This is a genomic window from Pseudorhizobium banfieldiae (genome assembly GCF_000967425.1).
Taxonomy (GTDB): domain Bacteria; phylum Pseudomonadota; class Alphaproteobacteria; order Rhizobiales; family Rhizobiaceae; genus Neorhizobium; species Neorhizobium banfieldiae.
This window is the reverse complement of record NZ_FO082820.1, coordinates 4,076,644-4,094,969: the sequence shown is the minus strand read 5'-3', so window position 1 is coordinate 4,094,969 and position 18,326 is coordinate 4,076,644. Positions and strand designations below refer to the sequence as shown.

The following is an 18,326-nucleotide window of genomic DNA, read 5'->3' as shown; positions in this document are numbered from 1 at the left end:
GAGCACAGGTGAGAGATAGGGTTGAACGGAAGTACTGATAGGGTCGCGGAGATACAAAAAATGTCATGGAGTCAAGCCGAACTGAACGCAATCGCTTACGAGATCATGAGGCAGGAGATGGGGAACAAGGATCCAGATATCACGGAAAAGACTGCGGCAAGGCTGCGCACCGATTACTTCATTTCCGAGGAGAGTGCCAAGATTGCAGCCCAAAGTGCTCTGGATCGATGGACCGACGTCTACTACCCATATTAACTTTAGCAGTATTGAGAGGAGTACTGCGGCGGCTCAAGTTGCGGCCCAGGGGCGTTACGCTCAGAGCGCTCATCCCATTGCTCGACAGGCAATTATGCCTTCCGACGCTCGCCCACTTCAGCATCTTCCTCTTAATCTTATCAACTAAGTTAGAGGTCGCGCTAAACCTCATGTTGTGGTTGTAGAGTGATTTGCTTGATATTCCCGGAAAGCCTCCCGTCTGATGTCATCAAACTTTGATCATCTGCAATCGCTTAGCCCTGAGTTGCATCGCCTCGGCACGCTAGCCGAGCGCTTTTTCGCCGAGGATGCCAATACCTCGCTGATCAAGAGCCGCCAGTTCGGCGAATACATGGTCAAGGAGATCGCCGCCCTTTCCAGCGTTTATGATCCCGCCGCACGCGAGACAACAAACGACCTTCTTCGGCGCCTCGCGACGCAGCAGGTTCTGCCGCGCGAAGTCGCCGACATCTTCCATGCCATTCGCAAGAGCGGCAACGAAGCGACCCACAATCTGGCCGACTCACCCGCCGAAGCGCTCGCGGCGCTCAAGTTCTGCCGCGCGCTCGGCGTCTGGTACCGCCGAACCTATGGGCGTGATCCGGGGTTCAAGCCTGGTCCCTTTGTGCCGCCCCGAGCCTCTGCGGATATTGACCAGGCGACCCAGGCGGAACTGGCAGCGCTGCGTGCCCAGGTCAGAGACGCCGAGGAGAAACTAGCGGCGGCCCATGCCTCGACGGAAGACCTCGCAAAAGCCCGCGCCGCTGCCGAAGAGCTCGCTCGCCAGGCGTCAGCCGACAGTGCCGTCTGGGAGCAGACCGCCGTCGAGATGGAGGCCAATCAGGCAGCTCTCGCTCGCAAGCTTGCCGAGTTGCAGAAGGCGGCCGAAGCCCAGCCCGAGCAGTTGCAGATCGCGTTCAAGCAGGCAGGCCTGAAAGCGGCGAGCAGCCTGGAGCTCGATGAACGCCAGACCCGACGGCTTATCGACGTGCAGCTTATCGATGCCGGATGGGAAGCCGACAGCGACCGCCTGACCTATCAAAAGGGCGCCCGACCGGAGGAATGCCGCAATCTCGCAATCGCCGAATGGCCTTCGGAAGGTGGCCGGGCGGATTATGCCCTTTTCGTCGGCCTGACTTGCGTCGGTGTCATCGAGGCCAAGCGCGAGAGCGTCGATGTGCCCTCCACTCTGCAGCAGGCCGAGCGCTATGCCCGCACCATCGTGCTCGCCCCGGAAGAGGCCCATCCGGATGGTCCTTGGAAACATGGGCTCGCTGAGCCCTTCCGCGTGCCTTTCGTCTTCGCCACCAATGGGCGACCCTATGTGCGCCAGTGGGTGACAAAATCCGGGATCTGGTATCGTGATGTGAGGCGCGAGACCAACCACGCCGTCCCGATGACGAGCTGGTTCTCGCCAAAGGATCTCCTCGACAAGCTGACCACCGATGTCGACACCGCCGCTCAAGGGTTGGCAGGAGAGAGTTTCGGCAAGGGCCGGATGCGCCCCTATCAGGAAGAGGCGATCGCCGCGATCGAGAATGCCGTGGTCGCGGGCCAGCGCGACATCCTCGTGTCCATGGCGACCGGCACAGGCAAGACACGCACAGCAATTGCCCTGATGTATCGCCTGCTGAAGCACAAGCGCTTCCGCCGTATCCTCTTCCTGGTCGACCGCAAGGCGCTCGGCAAGCAGACGAGCGACGCGCTTGAGACCACCGAGATCGAGGGCATGCTGAACTTCGCCCAGATCTACAAGGTCGCCGGGCTGGAGCAGAAACTGCCGGAGGATGAGGACCAGGTACAGGTTGCGACCGTCCAGTCGCTGATCGCTCGCATCCTCAACGAGCCGGATCCGGCCAAGCGCCCCACGCCCGGCACCTTCGACTGCATCATCGTCGACGAAGCCCATCGCGGCTACACGCTGGATGCTGAACTGCGCGAAAGCGATATCGGCTTCCGCAACATCGATGACTACCAGTCGGCTTATCGCCAGATCCTCGATTATTTCGATGCCGTGAAGGTGGCGCTGACGGCCACACCCGCTTTGCATACCCGCGAGATCTTCGGCCACCCGGTCTTTCATTATGGCTACCGTCAGGCCGTCGTCGAAGGTTACCTCAACGACCATCTGCCGCCGAAGCGCATCACCACGGCGCTATCCGAAGCCGGTATCCATTTCGATGGGGGCGCGGAAGTCGAGATCATCGACCGCAAGACGGGTCAGATTGATCTTTTCGAGCTGCCGGATGAAGTTTCGCTCGATTACGACCTCGCCGACTTTAACAAGCGGGTCTATTCGGAAGCATTCAACCGCATCGTCTGCCGTGCGATCGCCACGGAGATCCCACCGTCGAAGCTTGGCAAGACGCTGATCTTCGCCGCCCGGGATGCCCATGCCGATGACATCGTGCGCCTGCTGATCGAAGAACTGCAGGAGGAGTACGGCAAGGAGAACGTGCCGCATGGCATGGTCACGAAGATCACCGGCAATGTCGACAAGGCCGACGACCTGATCCTGAAATTCAAGAATGATCCCTATCCGAAATACGTCGTCACCGTCGACCTGCTGACAACAGGCGTCGACGTGCCCTCCATCTGCAATCTCGTCTTCGTCCGCAGGGTCAAGAGCCGCATCCTCTACGACCAGATGATCGGCCGCGCCACGCGGCTTTGCCCGGAGATCGGCAAGGAGCATTTCCGCATCTTTGACGCCGTCGATCTATACGCCGAGCTGCAGGAGATGAGCGACATGCGCCCGGTCGTCGTGAAACCGGATATAGCGCTTGGCCAGCTCGTCACGGATCTGCACAATGCGGAGACGGACGAGGACAAGAGCTGGGTCGCAGCCCAGGTCATCGTGCGCATGCGCAGTCTGGTGAAGCGCATGGATGCCGAGACCCGCGAGAGCTTCGAGCGCCACACTGGCGAAAGCGCCGACATGGCGCTGCAGCGTCTCTCCACCCGCTCCGGTGCCGAGTTGCAGCAGTGGCTGACGGACCATCCGCGCGCCGTCGAGCTGCTCGAACGCCGCCCGCTGACCACGGACAAGAACGATGGCGTGGTCATCTCTACCCATGAGGACGAGCTGCTGCGCATCGAGGAGATCTTCGGCAAGAACACGACGCCCGAGGATTATATTACCGGCTTCGAACGCTTCGTTCGTGAAAACATGAACCAGGTCCCGGCGCTGATTGCCGTCACCCAGCGCCCGCGTGATCTCACCCGCAAGGAACTCTCCGAACTCGCCGGCCTGCTGGACGAGAAGAACTATTCTGAGGCCATGCTGCGCGCCGCTTACGGCCGCGCCCGCAATGCCGATATCGCGGCCCATATCATCGGCTTCGTCCGGCAGGCAGCTTTGGGCGATCCGCTGATCCCCTATGCCACCCGCGTCGACAACGCCATCGTCAAGATCGAGGCCTCAAGGCCTTGGACGCAAAAGCAGAAGGAATGGCTGCGCCGTATCGGTCGTGCCCTGAAGGACAAGCCCGTGGCCGATCCGACCCTGCTCGACCAGGGCGCCTTTGCCGACAAGGGCGGCTTCAAGCGCATCGCGCAGGAGTTTGACGGTGCACTCGATGAGGTGCTGTACGCCTTCAACGAGGCAATCTGGGCGCCGCCCGCCGCCTGACCCCTCATACCGCCGTTGACCGAGGGCCACCGCTCGCTACAACCGCAATCACGATCCCGGATCAGATGAGAATCATGCCATGAATGCCAATGCCATCGTCCAGAAACTCTGGCGCCTCTGCACGGTCCTGCGCAAGGACGGCATCACCTATCAGCAATATGTCACCGAGCTGACCTATCTGCTGTTTCTGAAGATGATGGCAGAGCGCAACCGCGAGACGGGCAGCCTGCCCAAAGGCATGCGCTGGGCCGATCTCGTCAAGGCTAATGGTTTGGCGAAGCTGGAGCATTATCGCAATGTGCTGGTGACGCTGGGTGCCACGAGCACGCGGCTGGGAGAGGACGATGCCCTTGTGCTGCCCCCCGGAGAAGCTGCCAGTCCCGAAGAGCGAAAGCGTTATGCCGATGCCCGTTCGCTGCCGGAGATGGTGCAGAAGATCTTCGACAACGCCTCCACCTTCCTGCGTGAGCCACAGAACCTGACGACACTGGTCACAGCCATCGACGAGCTCGACTGGTTCTCCGAGGAGCGCGACCAGTTCGGCGATCTCTATGAGGGCCTGCTGCAGAAGAACGCGGAAGAAACCAAGCGCGGCGCAGGGCAATACTTCACCCCCCGCGTGCTGATCGAGCTGCTAGTCCGCCTCATGCAACCGCAGCCCGGCGAAGTCATCCAGGACCCCGCCGCCGGCACGGGCGGCTTCCTGATCGCCGCCGATCGCTACATGAAGGCGCGCACCGACGACTACCTGGGACTCGGGGAGAAAGAGCAGGAGTTCCAGAAGCGTCGCGCCATCCACGGCATGGAAAACGTGCCGGGCACGCTGCGCCTGCTTTTGATGAACCTTTATCTGCATGATATTGACGGCGATCATGTCGATCTCGGCGATACGCTCTCCGACAAGGGCAAGGGTCTCGGCCGCGCCAACCTCATCCTCACCAACCCGCCCTTCGGCCCGGCGGGCGGTGCGCCGACCCGCGATGACCTCTCCGTCACCGCAAATGTCTCCTCCTACCAGCTTCCATTTGTCGAACACTGCATCCGCGCACTGCAGCCCGGCGGCCGCGCGGCCATAGTCGTGCCGGACAATGTGCTGTTCGAAGACGGGCGCGGGCGCGAACTGCGTCGGATGATGATGGACTGGTGCGAGTTGCACACCATTCTGCGCCTGCCGACCGGCATTTTTTACGCGCAGGGTGTCAAGACCAATGTCATCTTCCTGACGCGGGGCAAGACCGAGACCGGCAACACGAAGGCCGTCTGGATCTATGACCTGCGCGCCCAGATGCCGAAATTCGGCAAGACCACGCCCCTGACGGAGGCCCATTTCGAAGGCTTCGAGCAGGCGTTCGGCAAGGACCCTTACGGTCAGGAGCGCGGCCCGGACGAAGGTGAAGCCGGCCGCTGGCGCCAGTTCAGCCGCGAAGCCATCGCCGCCCGTGGCGACAATCTCGACATCGCCTGGCTGCGCGAGGCGGAGGAAGAAGCCGAAGAAGGCCTCGTTGAGCCCGACGACATCGCCGCCGCCATCTTGGGCCATCTCCAGGCCGCGACGCTGGAAATCGAGGCGCTGATGGCCGAGCTTACCGACGAGCTGCCGGAGGCGGTGGAATGAGTTTCGGCGAGGCAATTACGGATCTTGTAAATGAATCACTCGATCCAATTCTTCAGTCAGCTCAGACATGGCAGCGCGTGCCGTTGGCCGAAGTTGTCGATATACTTAATGGGTATCCGTGGCCGTCTTCGGGCTTCTCAGGCGACCGCGGGCACCCCGTAATTCGAATTCGCAACGTTCTCGACGGTGAAACGTCGACCTTCTATGAAGGCGAAATCGTCGATGGCTATTGGGTTCTTCCCGGCGAGTTGCTCGTGGGAATGGACGGTGATTTCAATCGCAACTTTTGGAGCGGACCGACAGCACTGCTAAATCAGCGTGTTTGTAAACTGACGACAAAGCCTGGCTTTTACGACGCGAGGTTCCTGTACCATGTGCTCCCTGGCTACCTCGGGCTTATCAACAAACACACGTCATCGGTGACCGTCAAACATCTGTCATCGAAGACCCTCGGGGAGATACCCTTACCCCTCCCACCGCTGGCCGAGCAAAAGCGCATCGTGGTCAAGCTGGATGCGCTGAACGCGAAATCCGCCCGCGCCCGCACCGAACTCGCCCGCATCGAAACCCTCGTCTCCCGCTACAAGCAGGCCGTGCTAAGGTCCGCCTTTCTAGGAGCGATGACATCCGCTTGGCGTACTAAAAGAGCTGACCTTCAAACCGCGTCCGATTTGATCGATCGCACTCCGACACCGCCTCAGCCGAAAGGTGGCAGGGAGGCGACTGACAGAGTGATTCAGGGGAAGGCGGCATTGGCTATTAATGCTCCGGCTCGCGGGGCACCTCCAAAATGGCAATGGGTGCCGCTGAGCCGGATCGCTCGACAGGAAACGGGGCACACTCCAAGCCGGTCGCATCCAGAGTGGTGGGACGGTGAAATCCCATGGATCGGCATCAAGGACGCAGGTGCAAATCATGGGAGGATTATCGAAGAGACGATCCAGACCACGAACGAAGAAGGTCTTGCCAACTCCGCAGCGCGACTCTTGCCGGCCGGAACTGTTTGCCTATCCCGAACTGCCTCCGTTGGATATGTGACAATCATGGGCAAACCCATGGCAACCAGTCAGGATTTCGTCACCTGGACGTGCACGGAAGCCTTGGTGCCGAAGTTTCTCATGTATGCCTTGATGGCAGAGGGCGACGACATCCGAGAGTTCGGCAAGGGAACCACTCACACGACCATCTATTTTCCCGAAGTCCGCGCGATGCAAATTTGTCTCGCACCCCTCGAAGAACAACACGAAATCGTGCGCCGCATCGAATCCGCCTTCGCGAAAATCGACCGGCTGGCGAAAGAGGCAAAACGCGCGCTGGAGCTGGTGGGCCGGCTGGACGAGGCAATCCTGGCCAAAGCCTTCCGCGGCGAACTGGTCCCCCAGGACGAAAATGACGAACCCGCCGAACACCTTCTCGCCCGCATCCGCGCCGAGCGCGAGGCGGCGCCGAAGGGCAAGCGTGGGCGGAAGGGCGCAACCTGAGCCAGACAGAGTGACTGCAATCACTGCATCTTCTGGAGATTCTGAATGCCCATCGCCTCTCGCGCCACCTATTGCCGCTGGGTGCAAAATGCCCTGACTGCGCTCGGACCGTCGACACCAAAAACTGTCTACGACTGGATACGGAAGAACGAAGCGGTGCCCGCAGCCGACCTTTCGGGCCTCACCAGCGATGGCGAAAACCTGTTCGAGAAGGAGGTTCGCTTTGCCCGGTGGCAATTGCGGCAGGAGGGAACGATCATCAGCCCGAAGCGCGGCATCTGGGTGCTCAAATAGTCTGAACGAGGAGCAGGAAAGCTATGTCAGAGACCACAAGGACCGGCATCGCCGTAATTGAGAGCAAGTGGAACGGCGAAGACGTATCGATGCGAAAGAACGCATCGGTGAAGCCGATGTTCGACATGCTCTGCGACCTGCACTTCGGCAACACTCATGAGTTTACCTACGAGATGGTCGCGACAGCCCCTGCCCTAGCAGATGCAATCAAGCGAATGGCCTGGGACAAGGAGATCTCAACGATCTACCTCGCATGCCACGGCAACGAGCATGGTCTCCACCTTCATGGCTGGGAGGAAGTGGTGGATCGGAAGAAGCTTAGCAAGATGCTGCTGGAGGGCGGCACGAGAAGATCCTTGAGTGGCGTCTATCTCGGCGCCTGCGAATTCGGGACGAAAGAACTGGCGGCATTCCTTCTGGAGCGAGATCCGAAGCTTCGCTGGGTGGCTGGTTATCAACACGCTGCCGATTTCGTCGATGGCACGGCGCTCGATGTGATGTTCTTCAACGCGTGGTTTCGATATCTCGACGAGAATCCTGACGCCCGCCCGCGCGAAATCGTGGAATTGGTCGCACAATATTTGAGCGACACCTGCCGCGGGCTCATCAACACGCGCGAAGAAAACGGCCGCTCAGTTGAAGACGAGGACGCGCCCGGAATGGGGCTTGCAATTTTCGTCCGAGCCAGAGGCGCGAAAGGCGGGATCATCGACCTGCTGCGCGACTTCGACTAAGCAAGGGCACCCGCGTTCATGTGAACGATGGCTAGAGGTGGCTGGGTTTGTCTGAACAGGCCCAGGCATATCGCTAAGTCGATTTCCGCCTAGGAACGAGTTCGCTGGTAATGCCATCTCCAGATCGATCACGCCGGGGTTCGCGGCAGTCAAGTCATCAACCAAACGCTTCTCTGCTGATGAGTAAATCTCGGCTGTCTCAGCCCATCTGTCGATCAGCGATGCCGGAATAGTGTCTACGAGAGCATGGCTGTCGTAGGTGCGATTCCCGAGGACAAGGATTGCTTAAAGCCCTGCTGAAGCTCGGTGCATATCGAGGACCGCTTCACCCGGCAATTGGGCCGAGGTTTGCGGTGAGCGCAGTTTGCGGCCGTGCAATTCACCATACTCGCTGTTCTTTAGCCGTGGCGACACCAGAATCGTTCTTGAGATGGCGTCGATGGCGATCAAGCCGCAATCAAACAGCGTGTGCAGGTCGGCCCGCAAGAGAAGCCCGTTAGACAGGGCGTTCGTCGCCGTCCCGCGATACGGATAAATGTGCGCCGCCTCGAGGACGTCTGCGACAGTGCACCCAGTCATCGCACAGCGCCCCCCATAGGCGCTCATAAGAGCATCCCGAAACGCACGTTGACCCCGGCGCCTTGAAATGGAGCGCAGCACTCGTTGCCTTGCATCATCCACGCCGGAAGGATCGAACGCCTCATCATCGGCGTCCTCGGGGCGAATGGCAGCCATTTCCTGGCTTTGCCGCGTTAGAACGAAGCTTGTCGGGAAATTTCCAGAATGGCTGACATAGGCGAATGGACCAAGATAGCGGAAGCCGGCACCGGGATGTTCGTATTTGCGCCTGCGGAAGAAGACCAACAGTTCGAGGCCGCGGGGCTGATGTTCCAAAATGAGCGCATCGGTGCGGCCTGATGATTGTCCCTGCCAGTACAGGGTCTGTCCTTCGAGACGATCGCGGTACTGTGTACGATCCGATGTCTTCTCCTCGGTAATAAAAAGCCAGATCGAGGACGTTCCCTTCGGCCTAAATACGCCTGTGTTGAGCGTCGCGTCTATGATGCCAAATATTCTTCTTAGATCATCGCGCGTATAGACATGTTCCAGCGTCAACTGCTGTGATGTGTATCCTTGCAACTGCACTTCCACCTCTCTCGCTCCAAACCACCTGATACGGCGTTCCTGACCAACCGGCTTCTGAAGACGTGCCGCTGGAGGGTACTTTACTGAGCAAATGATCGTTGATCCAGACCGTGAGTCTTGCCAGGCGGAACGTAGAAAGGCTGACAGAGCAACAGACTCAAAAGGATGCCCATCAAGGGGAACATCGCGCGAGTTGGCGAGGGGATTCACCACACGCCCTCGCGTCCTAGGTATGGCCGCACGAAGCTCAGCGTCGAGAACGAAGAGAGGTGCTTTTGTAGCAAGAGCGAGACCCTTGACGCCAGCTGGCGAGCGCTCATTTTAGCTGAACTGAGCGACTGCGCCTCGCATCTCTTCTGCGGAACAGGCCGCGCTAGCCTCCGAAGAGACGGCTGAAAAAACCTCGCTTTGCGGGCCGTTGAGGGCTTGAGGGCTGTGGGCGCGAAGGCGGCGGCGGTTGGACGGTCTTCGGCTTCCAATCAGTAGGGGGACACCATTCTGTTGTCGGTTTGGTAGCCTGTGGGATTTGATGCGGACGGGTTACCGAAGCCGGTTCGGAGGGGACGTTCTTTCCCGGCGTACCGGTCAGACCGAGTGATTCCAACAGAGGTGGAGGCACCTCGACGGAACCTTTAGCCCGCGTTAGGGCGACATAGAACAAGCGCAGCTCAGCGTCTCTTTCTTTCGCCTCCTTACCTCTGGTCTCCTTCGCCTGTTGGGTGGCAGAGCCATTCAATCTGGCCGGCCTTGTTTTCATAAAATCTTCGGCTAAGCGAACGTTTTCCCACTCTCGACCTTTCGCTTTGTGGGCGGTAGACAGGATTATATTGGCGTCCTCCTCCTTCACCGAGCGATTCAACGCCCACATCAGTTGCCTTTCTCCCCGAGATTCCACAAGGTTGACGAATGTCACCAAATGTTCGCCCTCAGCGGTCCTTGAGAAGGCAACCACTTGTTCCCAATTCTCAAACCCAAAAAAGTCTGGAACCGTACTAGGTGTCCCGTTCCTAAGGTCTTGGACACCCTTGAGCATCTCCATAAGCTCGCCTGGCCCGCCAACGAGGTGAGGAGCCTTGCCAGCATTCAAGGCTTCAATGAGTGCAGTCATCACAGACGCATTGGTTCGCGCCAAGACGGCATCGGGATCACAGGGGCCAATTCGGCTTGTCTTAGCGGGATTGCCAAACAGCGGGGTCTGTTCCCCGAGCAAGCTAAGGAGACGAGAGGCTCCAGCGGCGATTTCTGGACCAAATCTAAACGATTGGGTTAGCCGAACTGTGTGGTCGGTATCGATGCCTTCCATAGCATTCACGGCCCCGCGCCATTCGTAGATTTGTTGGTAGCGATCCCCAACATAGATGAGTTGGGCGCTTTGCTGCCGTAGGACTTCAAGAACTACCGGATTCGTATCTTGCGCCTCATCAAGCAAAATGAAGTCTGCCGCCATCTGCGGCTTCGAGAGCGCCCAGAGCTTTAGGTAGCCATCGTGCCCGAGCGGCATGGGGTCGTCTGGATTGCACATTCGATCCCAAACATGCTGAGCGCCCCTTTGAGCAAAGTCAGCCACCACCTTTAGCGTGTCTTCTGAAGCAGTCAGAAGGGAGCCGTGCTGAGGCACATGGTTCGAGGTGATGATGTCGTCTGAGCTTTGCGCGAAGCGCTTGATTGTCTCTAGAATGAGAAACGCTTGGGACCGAGGTTGCAGACTGTGGTCACGGTCAACGCGCCAAGCCTTCTTAAAACAGAGGATTTCGGCTAGCTGTTGGGAGCTCACCTTTTCCGTCATCTTTTTGATATTTGCTTTATACGCTTGTGGCGTGGACCTGAATGCTAAACTGTGTGTCGTAGAGCAATCGACTGTGGCGGGGAACCGTTCCCTGGCTTCCAGTACGATACTCTTGTTGAATGCGATATATTGGCCGCGCCGATTGGTATTGTGTGCCAACAGCTCCAAGGTGGAGGTTTTACCTGTCCCTGCATATGCGTTGATGCGTAGTGAGCCGCCCGTAAGGAAGGCATCTATTGCCTTTTGCTGTTCCCCGGTTGGCGCTCTCCCGTTCTTCCGCTGAGGCTGAGTTTTAGCTTGAGGAGCGGCCTCAGATGGCCGTAGTCGTGTACCGGCCTGCGGCTCTTTTGGTTTTGAACGCAGGTCTAATATGCGCCTTGCCAAGTCACGAGCACGGGGGACGCGCCGAAAGGTCAACTCTTGCGCGACTGCCACGATGGTAGCTTTATCCTTTGCCTTGATGGCGTTCTCTAAGGTCTCTTCGAGTTGATCAATCGATGAGGATATGAAACGCCGCTCCACCCCTGCTTCTCCCCCAAGCCACTGATCGCAATGCTAGTGAGGATACCTGGAAGAGGCAACCATGCATAAACATGTCAACCCATCACCGGCCGCTAAGCGATATTCAGCCGAGTCCCGACTTCTAGCCAAGGTTGTTCACTCCCTCTTCACTAGCTATCCGCGTGCCTCGATAAAATGAGAAGCTCCGTCGGCCTCCTCATAGCCTTGCGGGCATTAAACCCTCTCTTGGCCAAAGTCTCCCGGAACTCAGAGGTGTGCAATTTGCACCCCTAGGACCGCATAGGCAGGCTCCGTTTCAACTTGGCTCGATTTACGGGCTGGTACGCCTCGTCCTCTTCCCTTAAATGAGTTCCAATAATCTCGCGTTAGTCGGGTGCGTTCCGCCGCCACTCCTCATCTCCCTGAACCTTGTCGACTTGGAGATACCGTGAGAAAAAGGCGCGCCTTCCCTTGTTGCCGTTGAAGCCACTCGCATTACTCACTCTGACCGCAATAGAAGCGGGACTGAACGCCGGTACCAGTAAGGTACACCTTCAGAGAACCCATCTTCCTCCGGTTCGATAAAGACCGATTGACAACACAAAGCAGACCGCTTAATATCGAACCACACTAATCAGACCGATGGGTTCCTGATGTTCATCCGTGCCTACCTTCGCGCCAGCACCAAAGACCAGGACGCGACACGTGCCAATGAAGACCTCCGCCGCTTCACGGAAGAGCGCGGCCTGAAGATCGCCGCCACCTATACTGAGAACGAGAGCGGCGCGTCTCTCAAGAGACCTGAGTTGTTCCGCCTCCTGGGGGATTGCACCCCAGGTGACGTTCTTCTGGTGGAGCAGGTGGACCGCCTCAGCCGATTGAACGCGGAGGACTGGGAACGACTCAAGGATGAGATTCGGACGCGGCGCGTCAAGGTAGTGGCGCTAGACCTTCCAACATCCTGGGGAATGGCCACAGCCTCAGGCGACGACATTCAAAGCCGAATGCTGGACGCCATCAACGGCATGATGCTGGACATGTTGGCAGCGATTGCCAGGAAAGACTATGAGGACCGCCGCCGTCGTCAGTCGCAAGGCATTGCCAAAGCGAAGGACGCGGGAGCCTACAAAGGACGCCCTGAGGACACCAAACGGAACGCGGAAATCATGAACATGCTTCGGGAAGGCAGAAGCTGGAGCCGGATCATAGCTGCAACAGGTTGCTCCAGGTCCACCCTATCCCGCCTTTCCAAGCGCATCGCTGAGGAAGCTAAAACCTGGCACCCCGGTTCGATTCCGGGCGAGGCCTCCACCCCTTCCGAACATAGAGTTCAAGTTATTGGCGATGCTACATCTTTTCGAAGGTGTGGCAGTCTGGACTTGAACCGTTCCGCCACACCAAAACGAGGTGTGGCAGTCCGTTCCTGATGTGGACGAATTTCACGGGTCGACACCGGCGAACATCACTCTAAGTGAATTGGGGCCACCGGAGATTCGATGCGTGCCAGGCCTCAATCACAGCTTCTTCTATTTGGCCTTTCGAGATGACGAGCGGGGACAAACGGTACCGGCACTGCAGCCCACACAGGCAGCTTCTCAGGAAGAGGCGGTGCGGCGCGCGAAGGAGTTGGAAAATTCCAGCGTTGGAGTTGTGGCCTGGGTCAGACACGCCGAGCCGTCTGTAGGCGAACTCGGACCTCCTGTTATCATCTACAGAGCTGGACGGATCGGAGATTTCGACTGATGAGCGCGGTCACCGAATTTGTCGTAGAGCTCGTTCGGGCGGCAAATGAGGTTGAGAAGCTGGGCAGCTTTGAGCGCCGACGCCTGTTCGAGCGCGCGGTCACGACCATCAGGGACATGCGAGAGACAATCGGGATTCCATCGCTACAGGCGATGCCGACAAGATCGTAGATCTGCAGGTGATGGTGGCAGCGCGAGGCCTGCAGGCAACGAGTCTGCAGGAGGTGCGTGAAGCGCTGCTAACAGCTACCGGCATGATCCGGGACCTGCATATCATCCTGGATACGGGGACGGAGATAGAAGTGCGGCGCGAATGAAGGTGGGGCCGAAGCCCCACCCCGAGCGCTTCGATCAATGCTTGAGGTCTTTCACCTGGTCTGGCTCGGTGGCCGACTTCTGGCCGGCGTCAGCTGGACGGCCCTTCTCCTTCCCGGAGGACTGGCTTGCCGCCTGGCCGGCCTTCTTCTGGTCCTGCTGCGTGTTCTTGTCAGTATTGGGCATATCGAGCCTCCTAGTCACGGAACGACCCAATCGAACCGTGAGCATCGGAATTCGTTCCTGGCGATGTTGCCATGACCCTCGTCCGCCACGAAGGCCAGTTGCACAACCTCGCTGAGCGGCGCCGTGTAAAGACTCGCCCTTGGAAGGCTCTACCAAATGCAGGAGGGAGCAAAGCCGGAGGATCTCTGATCTTCCAAGAGCCCGTACCGACGTGCAACGAACCAATCTCCGGACTACGCGTTGATAATCGCAATTGTCCAAACGGAGGAAGATCCATGGATTGGAACCGCGTCGAAGGAAACTGGAAGCAGATGAAAGGCAAGGTCAAGGAACAGTGGGGCAAGCTCACTGATGATGACCTCGACCGGATCGAAGGCAAGCGTGACCAGCTCGAAGGCAAGATTCAGGAGCGGTACGGCTATGAAAAGGATCAGGCCCGTCGGGATGTGGACGACTGGTATGGTCGTCAGACCTGGTGACTATCACGCCCCGCTTCGGCGGGGCGTTTTTCATAGTCGGCAGTTGCGAGCAAAGACCCCCCGGAGCATCGCGCCGGGCGCCTTTAGTCTTTTTGGTTCGGCGATCAGTCTACGACCTGAACCACGGTGTAGGTCTTGGGATCGACAATCACGCGACGCTCATTGACATAGGTTGAACCGCGCCGGCTTTGCCGGAGACCCCAACTCGTGAGAAGTAGGGTCTATGACAAGCAAAACGACGAACAAATTTTCTCCTGAAGTCCGCGCCCGCGCCGTTCGGATGGTGACGGAACATGAAGCCGAATACTCATCGCGCTGGGCGGCGGTATCATCGATATCGGCCAAGATCGGCTGCTCGGCGCATACCCTCCATGAATGGGTGAAGAAGGCCGAGGTCAACAGCGGCAAGCGTGCAGGTTTGCCGAGTGACGTAGCGCAGAAGATGAAGGCTCTGGAGCGGGAGAACCGCGAACTTCGTCAGGCGAATGAGATTCTACGGAAAGCCTCGGCGTATTTTGCCCGGGCGGAGCTCGACCGCCCACTGAAGCGATGATTTGCTTCATCGACGAACACCGCTCGGTGCTCGGGGTCGAGCCTATCTGCAGACTGCTGCCGATTGCCCCGTCCACCTATTATGAGGTCCTCGCCAAGCGCACGGACGTGGATCGCTTGTCGGCCCGTGCCCGGAGCGACATGGCCATGAAGATCGAGATACGCCGGGTGTTTAATGAGAATTTCCAGGTCTATGGCGTGCGGAAAGTCTGGCGGCAGTTGCAGCGAGAAGGTTACGACATCGCCCGCTGCACCGTCGCTCGGCTTATGAGAGTGATGGGGCTTCAAGGCGTCATTCGCGGCAAGCCAGTCAAAACCACCGTGACGGACAAGTCCGCTCCATGCCCGTTAGACCGGGTGAACCGACAGTTCTTCGCTCCAGCGCCGAACATGCTGTGGTTATCCGATTTCACCTATGTCGCGACCTGGCAGGGCTTCGTTTACGTGGCCTTTGTCATCGATGCCTTCGCCCGCCGCATCGTCGGCTGGCGGGCAAGCCGAACAGCCCATGCGGGCTTTGTGCTCGATGCCCTCGACCAGGCGCTTCATGATCGGCGGCCCGTCAAACGTGGCGGGCTGGTTCATCATTCCGACCGCGGCTCGCAATATGTGTCCATTCGCTATTCCGAACGGCTGGCGGAGGCAGGCATCGAGCCGTCTGTCGGAAGCGTTGGCGACAGTTACGACAATGCTCTCGCCGAAACGATCAACGGTCTTTACAAGGCCGAGGTCATTCATCGGCGAGGACCATGGCGCAACTTCGAAGCCGTGGAGTTCGCCACGCTCGAATGGGTCGACTGGTTCAACCACCGCCGTCTTCTGCAACCCATCGGGAATATTCCGCCAGCAGAGGCAGAAGAACGATACTACGCCATGCTGGACGCACCAGCTATGGCCGCATAACTTAAACCAAACGGTCTCCGGCAAAGCCGGGGCGGTTCAGGTGTAGGCGTAGTCGGGTGTCTCAGGAACCGGCGTAAGGACTACCGCTTGTGGCAGGGGCTGACTGACCACGACAACTTCTGTCAGGGATTCTGGCTACTTAACATTTGGGTTAGCCCGAAGTGTCACCGCAACGTCCCGGAGGCCCTGGTTGACCGCCGCGACGTCTGCCGACCGGGAGCCTAAGCGCCCTTCCGCTTTTTACCGACCTTCGTTCGGCGCTGTCCGAGACCCATCCGCTTTGCCAGAGACGATCTCGCTTCAGAATATTGTGGCGCGACCATCGGATAATCGGCAGGCAACGACCACCTTGCACGATACTCATCAGGACTCTGGTCGTGATGGGTATTCAAGTGTCTCCGGAGCGACTTGAAGCCTTTCCCGCACTCCAGGCACGTAATCATGTCAGGTTTGATTGACTTCTTGATTGGAACAGCGGGTTCTGGTGCTTCTGTCTTGACCTCTTCCGCTTTCATACCGAGTCCGGTGAGTGAGCCGTGAACTGTCTGAATGAGCCTCGGCAGATCAGCTGCAGGCACAACATTATTTGATACGTAGCTGGATACGATATCGGTCGTGAGAACGAGCAAATCGTCAATGTCGGTGTCTAAGCTGGACAAGTGAGGCTCCTTAATCCACATCCCGAAATTTAGCGGATGGTAATTGATGGTAATTGGACAGAAGGCAACGTGCGAAAACTTGCAATGCTTGCTTGGCTCTTAATGCGTCATCCACTTTCACGCGCGAGCTGGATAGTTTTGGTGCAATTTCTTCTGGGTGAACGTGCCCGGTCAGAGCGGACCAAGCGCAAAATGCGCAGCCGCGCGCGAAATCCGTCCCGGATGTTCTCTTGACGTTCACGTGCGGCCGAGCCAATTCATCCCTCACCCGATGGCGGCGCGGGCAAACCTCTGACCGATGCGGCGGCTCCAATCGAGATAACCGCCATGCACGAGCGCCGCTTCATTCCCACTCCCCTGCTCCAGACATGGGCCCTCTACCAGATCCCGCACCACGCCTACTTTGCGATTGAGTGCCAGAGCTGCGGCGTGGTGAAGGACATAGCAAGGGAATATTTGGAGCAGGCGGGCGCCTACAGCAGCCTCAAGGAACTGTCGCCTCGCTTCCGCTGCACCTTGTGCGGGGAGAAGAACGCGAGGATCATGGCGGGAGGTTGGGTGGAGCGACAAAGAAGCAATGAGCAGCACGACTGAATTCATCGCCGAACTTTTCCGGGCTGCCAATCAGATCGGAACACTGACGTCATTCGAGCGCGTGCGGCTAATCGAGCGTGCCGCCGCTACCATCCAGGCGCAACGTGATCTCCTAGCCACGAAAGAGCGCGTGTTGCCGCTGACCTACGACGTCACCGCTAACCTTGAGAAGATGAAGGCACAGGCTCCGGAGATGCCGGAGGTGCTGTCGGCGGTCGTCATGCTGAAGTGTGCTGACGAGATTAGGCGGCTGAGGATCTTGCTGGAAACTGACCAACGCTGATTCACCATTCAGTTTGACGGAAAATCAACGGCAGGCGTGAGACAGTCGCGCAGCCAGAAACCCAAATCTGGCAGCCCCGGGAAGGTCTGAACCCGCATGCAGATCTTCCGGGGCACCCACGTCCACCGTGGTGCCTGATTAGCCTTCCCAGAATCGTCAACATGCGCTCCCAATGAACCCAAGGGAATTAGGGGGCAGACATGAAGTCAGCAAAACAAGAGCGGCCGCTATGGGCTCAGGCGTCGCTGTCGACCGTAAAGGGCCTATTGATGTTCGGCATCGGCCTGGGGCTAACGCTAGCAGCGGTGACAGCGAGGTGGCCATGCATGCGCACTTCTGCCATGACGTTTCTTATGTGGCGAAGCTTGAGGACGCTGTCCAGGCGGTGGTGCGGTACGCGGGATACCGTTACTCCCTAGCCAGTATCCGCAGCCGGCGGATCTCCTCGGCCCATAGCAGCAGCACCGACCGCACAACGACATCCGCCCCTTCCCGCGCGTGCTGCTTCATTGCGTCAAGATCACTCACCACCCCGCGACTCGGGGGCACAACCGTGTCGCGGAGGTCTAAAATTTCACGCTGAGCAGCGATCACGGCCGCAGCGCGTTCAAGCAATCTCCGGCGCTCGGCGGGCGACAGGAGATGGATTTCGTTGGCGGCACGGACGAGCTCGGCGATGAAGTCGGTGGTGGTGGACACGCTGACACGGGACTTGGCGGCACCTACTGACGAACCATATGCTGTTGCTGAACCGGAGACTTTGCATGGGCATTTTTGATGGACTATTGGGGCACGGCTCTACCGTTGATCCTGCTGACCTGAACAAGCGCCTAAACGGCGTTCTCATCGAGGGAGAGACACCCCAACTTGCCTTCAAGGTCATCCGCGACTTCTTTGTCTTCACACAGCATCGCGTCATCCTCGTCGACATCCAGGGCATGACTGGCAGCAAGGTTGACTACACATCGATTCCTTATCGCGCAGTCACCCGTTTCGCCGTCGAGACAGCCGGCACTTTTGATTTGGATTCGGAACTGAAGATTTGGGTATCGGGAACCAACGAGCCGATCAAGAAGACCTTGAAAAAGGGCACCGATGTCCGTGGGATCCAGCGGGCCTTGGCAACGGGTGTATTGCGCTAGCACTGCGTCAACTTGTCAAATGTCAATC

Annotated in this window: 18 protein-coding genes, 1 pseudogene and 1 other annotated feature; of the genes and pseudogenes, 14 read left to right on the top strand and 5 right to left on the bottom strand. The window is 58.5% G+C overall.

The genetic code is table 11. The features are described from left to right. Nucleotides 1-60: 60 nt before the first annotated feature. The 6 genes from NT26_RS19745 (at nt 61) to NT26_RS19720 (ending at nt 8,010) form a co-directional block, all read left to right on the top strand. The gene (locus NT26_RS19745; RefSeq protein WP_052641331.1) at nt 61-255 is read left to right on the top strand and encodes a hypothetical protein; all 195 of its coding nucleotides are present in this window, start codon (nt 61-63) and stop codon (nt 253-255) included. Between the two features lie 223 nt (nt 256-478). Next, nucleotides 479-3,886 (top strand): type I restriction-modification system endonuclease, encoded by a 3,408-nt coding sequence (gene hsdR, locus NT26_RS19740; protein WP_052641329.1) that lies wholly within the window; start codon nt 479-481, stop codon nt 3,884-3,886. Between the two features lie 79 nt (nt 3,887-3,965). Then, nucleotides 3,966-5,501, top strand: coding sequence for a class I SAM-dependent DNA methyltransferase (locus NT26_RS19735; protein WP_052641327.1), 1,536 nt, complete (start codon nt 3,966-3,968; stop codon nt 5,499-5,501). Beyond that, the gene (locus NT26_RS22865; protein ID WP_052641326.1) at nt 5,498-6,982 is read left to right on the top strand and encodes a restriction endonuclease subunit S; all 1,485 of its coding nucleotides are present in this window, start codon (nt 5,498-5,500) and stop codon (nt 6,980-6,982) included. The genes NT26_RS19735 and NT26_RS22865 overlap by 4 nt, the downstream gene beginning before the upstream one ends. Nucleotides 6,983-7,027: 45 nt before the next feature. Continuing rightward, nucleotides 7,028-7,276, top strand: a complete 249-nt coding sequence (locus NT26_RS19725) for a winged helix-turn-helix domain-containing protein (protein WP_052641325.1) — start codon at nt 7,028-7,030, stop codon at nt 7,274-7,276. Nucleotides 7,277-7,392: 116 nt separating this feature from the next. Beyond that, nucleotides 7,393-8,010, top strand: a complete 618-nt coding sequence (locus NT26_RS19720; protein ID WP_156157149.1) for a hypothetical protein — start codon at nt 7,393-7,395, stop codon at nt 8,008-8,010. Nucleotides 8,011-8,295: 285 nt separating this feature from the next. Here the strand turns inward: NT26_RS19720 and NT26_RS22495 are convergent, their stop codons facing one another. Both NT26_RS22495 and NT26_RS19710 read right to left on the bottom strand, forming a co-directional pair. Next, nucleotides 8,296-9,162 (bottom strand): HNH endonuclease, encoded by an 867-nt coding sequence (locus NT26_RS22495; RefSeq protein WP_152338540.1) that lies wholly within the window; start codon nt 9,160-9,162, stop codon nt 8,296-8,298. Nucleotides 9,163-9,529: 367 nt separating this feature from the next. Then, nucleotides 9,530-11,464 carry a UvrD-helicase domain-containing protein gene (locus tag NT26_RS19710; RefSeq protein WP_052641322.1) on the bottom strand — a complete coding sequence of 645 codons (1,935 nt, stop codon included), beginning with the start codon at nt 11,462-11,464 and terminating at the stop codon, nt 9,530-9,532. A gap of 632 nt (nt 11,465-12,096) precedes the next feature. Between NT26_RS19710 and NT26_RS19705 the strand changes: the two are divergent. From NT26_RS19705 to NT26_RS23310, 3 genes and pseudogenes are all read left to right on the top strand, one after another. Beyond that, nucleotides 12,097-12,702, top strand: a pseudogene (locus tag NT26_RS19705) (recombinase family protein); the annotation flags it as partial. A 483-nt stretch (nt 12,703-13,185) separates the two neighbouring features. Further along, nucleotides 13,186-13,356: a hypothetical protein gene (locus NT26_RS23185; protein WP_244467646.1), complete on the top strand. Its 171-nt coding sequence runs from the start codon at nt 13,186-13,188 to the stop codon at nt 13,354-13,356. Nucleotides 13,357-13,367: 11 nt separating this feature from the next. Then, a complete protein-coding gene (locus tag NT26_RS23310) occupies nt 13,368-13,502 on the top strand; it encodes a hypothetical protein (RefSeq protein ID WP_280136221.1) in 135 nt (44 codons plus the stop codon). A 34-nt stretch (nt 13,503-13,536) separates the two neighbouring features. Here NT26_RS23310 and NT26_RS22855 read toward each other — a convergent pair whose 3' ends face one another. Beyond that, nucleotides 13,537-13,686 (bottom strand): hypothetical protein, encoded by a 150-nt coding sequence (locus tag NT26_RS22855; RefSeq protein ID WP_156157148.1) that lies wholly within the window; start codon nt 13,684-13,686, stop codon nt 13,537-13,539. A 275-nt stretch (nt 13,687-13,961) separates the two neighbouring features. Here NT26_RS22855 and NT26_RS19695 point away from each other — a divergent pair, with 275 nt between their 5' ends. Then, nucleotides 13,962-14,165: a CsbD family protein gene (locus NT26_RS19695; protein ID WP_052641318.1), complete on the top strand. Its 204-nt coding sequence runs from the start codon at nt 13,962-13,964 to the stop codon at nt 14,163-14,165. Nucleotides 14,166-14,388: 223 nt separating this feature from the next. Then, nucleotides 14,389-15,620 (top strand): IS3 family transposase gene (locus NT26_RS19685; protein WP_152338539.1). Its coding sequence is split into 2 segments (ribosomal slippage): nt 14,389-14,680 and nt 14,680-15,620, totalling 1,233 coding nucleotides; the frame shifts between segments, so codons are not numbered across the junction. After that, nucleotides 14,673-14,789, top strand: a sequence feature (AL1L pseudoknot). Its footprint overlaps the gene before it by 117 nt. Before the next feature lie 221 nt (nt 15,621-15,841). Here the strand turns inward: NT26_RS19685 and NT26_RS19680 are convergent. Then, nucleotides 15,842-16,300 carry a Ros/MucR family transcriptional regulator gene (locus NT26_RS19680; RefSeq protein ID WP_052641316.1) on the bottom strand — a complete coding sequence of 153 codons (459 nt, stop codon included), beginning with the start codon at nt 16,298-16,300 and terminating at the stop codon, nt 15,842-15,844. Between the two features lie 306 nt (nt 16,301-16,606). On the opposite strand from NT26_RS19680, the gene NT26_RS19675 reads away from it, so the two are divergent. Together NT26_RS19675 and NT26_RS19670 are read left to right on the top strand one after the other, a co-directional pair. Next, entirely contained in the window at nt 16,607-16,873 is a 267-nt protein-coding gene (locus NT26_RS19675; RefSeq protein WP_052641314.1) for a hypothetical protein, read from the top strand. After that, on the top strand, nt 16,857-17,156 hold the full coding sequence (locus NT26_RS19670; RefSeq protein WP_052641312.1) for a hypothetical protein: 300 nt from the start codon (nt 16,857-16,859) through the stop codon (nt 17,154-17,156). Before NT26_RS19675 ends, NT26_RS19670 begins: the two co-directional genes overlap by 17 nt. Nucleotides 17,157-17,564: 408 nt before the next feature. Here the strand turns inward: NT26_RS19670 and NT26_RS19665 are convergent, their stop codons facing one another. Continuing rightward, nucleotides 17,565-17,855 carry a hypothetical protein gene (locus NT26_RS19665; RefSeq protein ID WP_052641310.1) on the bottom strand — a complete coding sequence of 97 codons (291 nt, stop codon included), beginning with the start codon at nt 17,853-17,855 and terminating at the stop codon, nt 17,565-17,567. 65 nt (nt 17,856-17,920) lie between these two features. Here NT26_RS19665 and NT26_RS19660 point away from each other — a divergent pair, with 65 nt between their 5' ends. Next, a complete protein-coding gene (locus NT26_RS19660; protein ID WP_052641308.1) occupies nt 17,921-18,298 on the top strand; it encodes a PH domain-containing protein in 378 nt (125 codons plus the stop codon). Nucleotides 18,299-18,326: the final 28 nt, after the last annotated feature.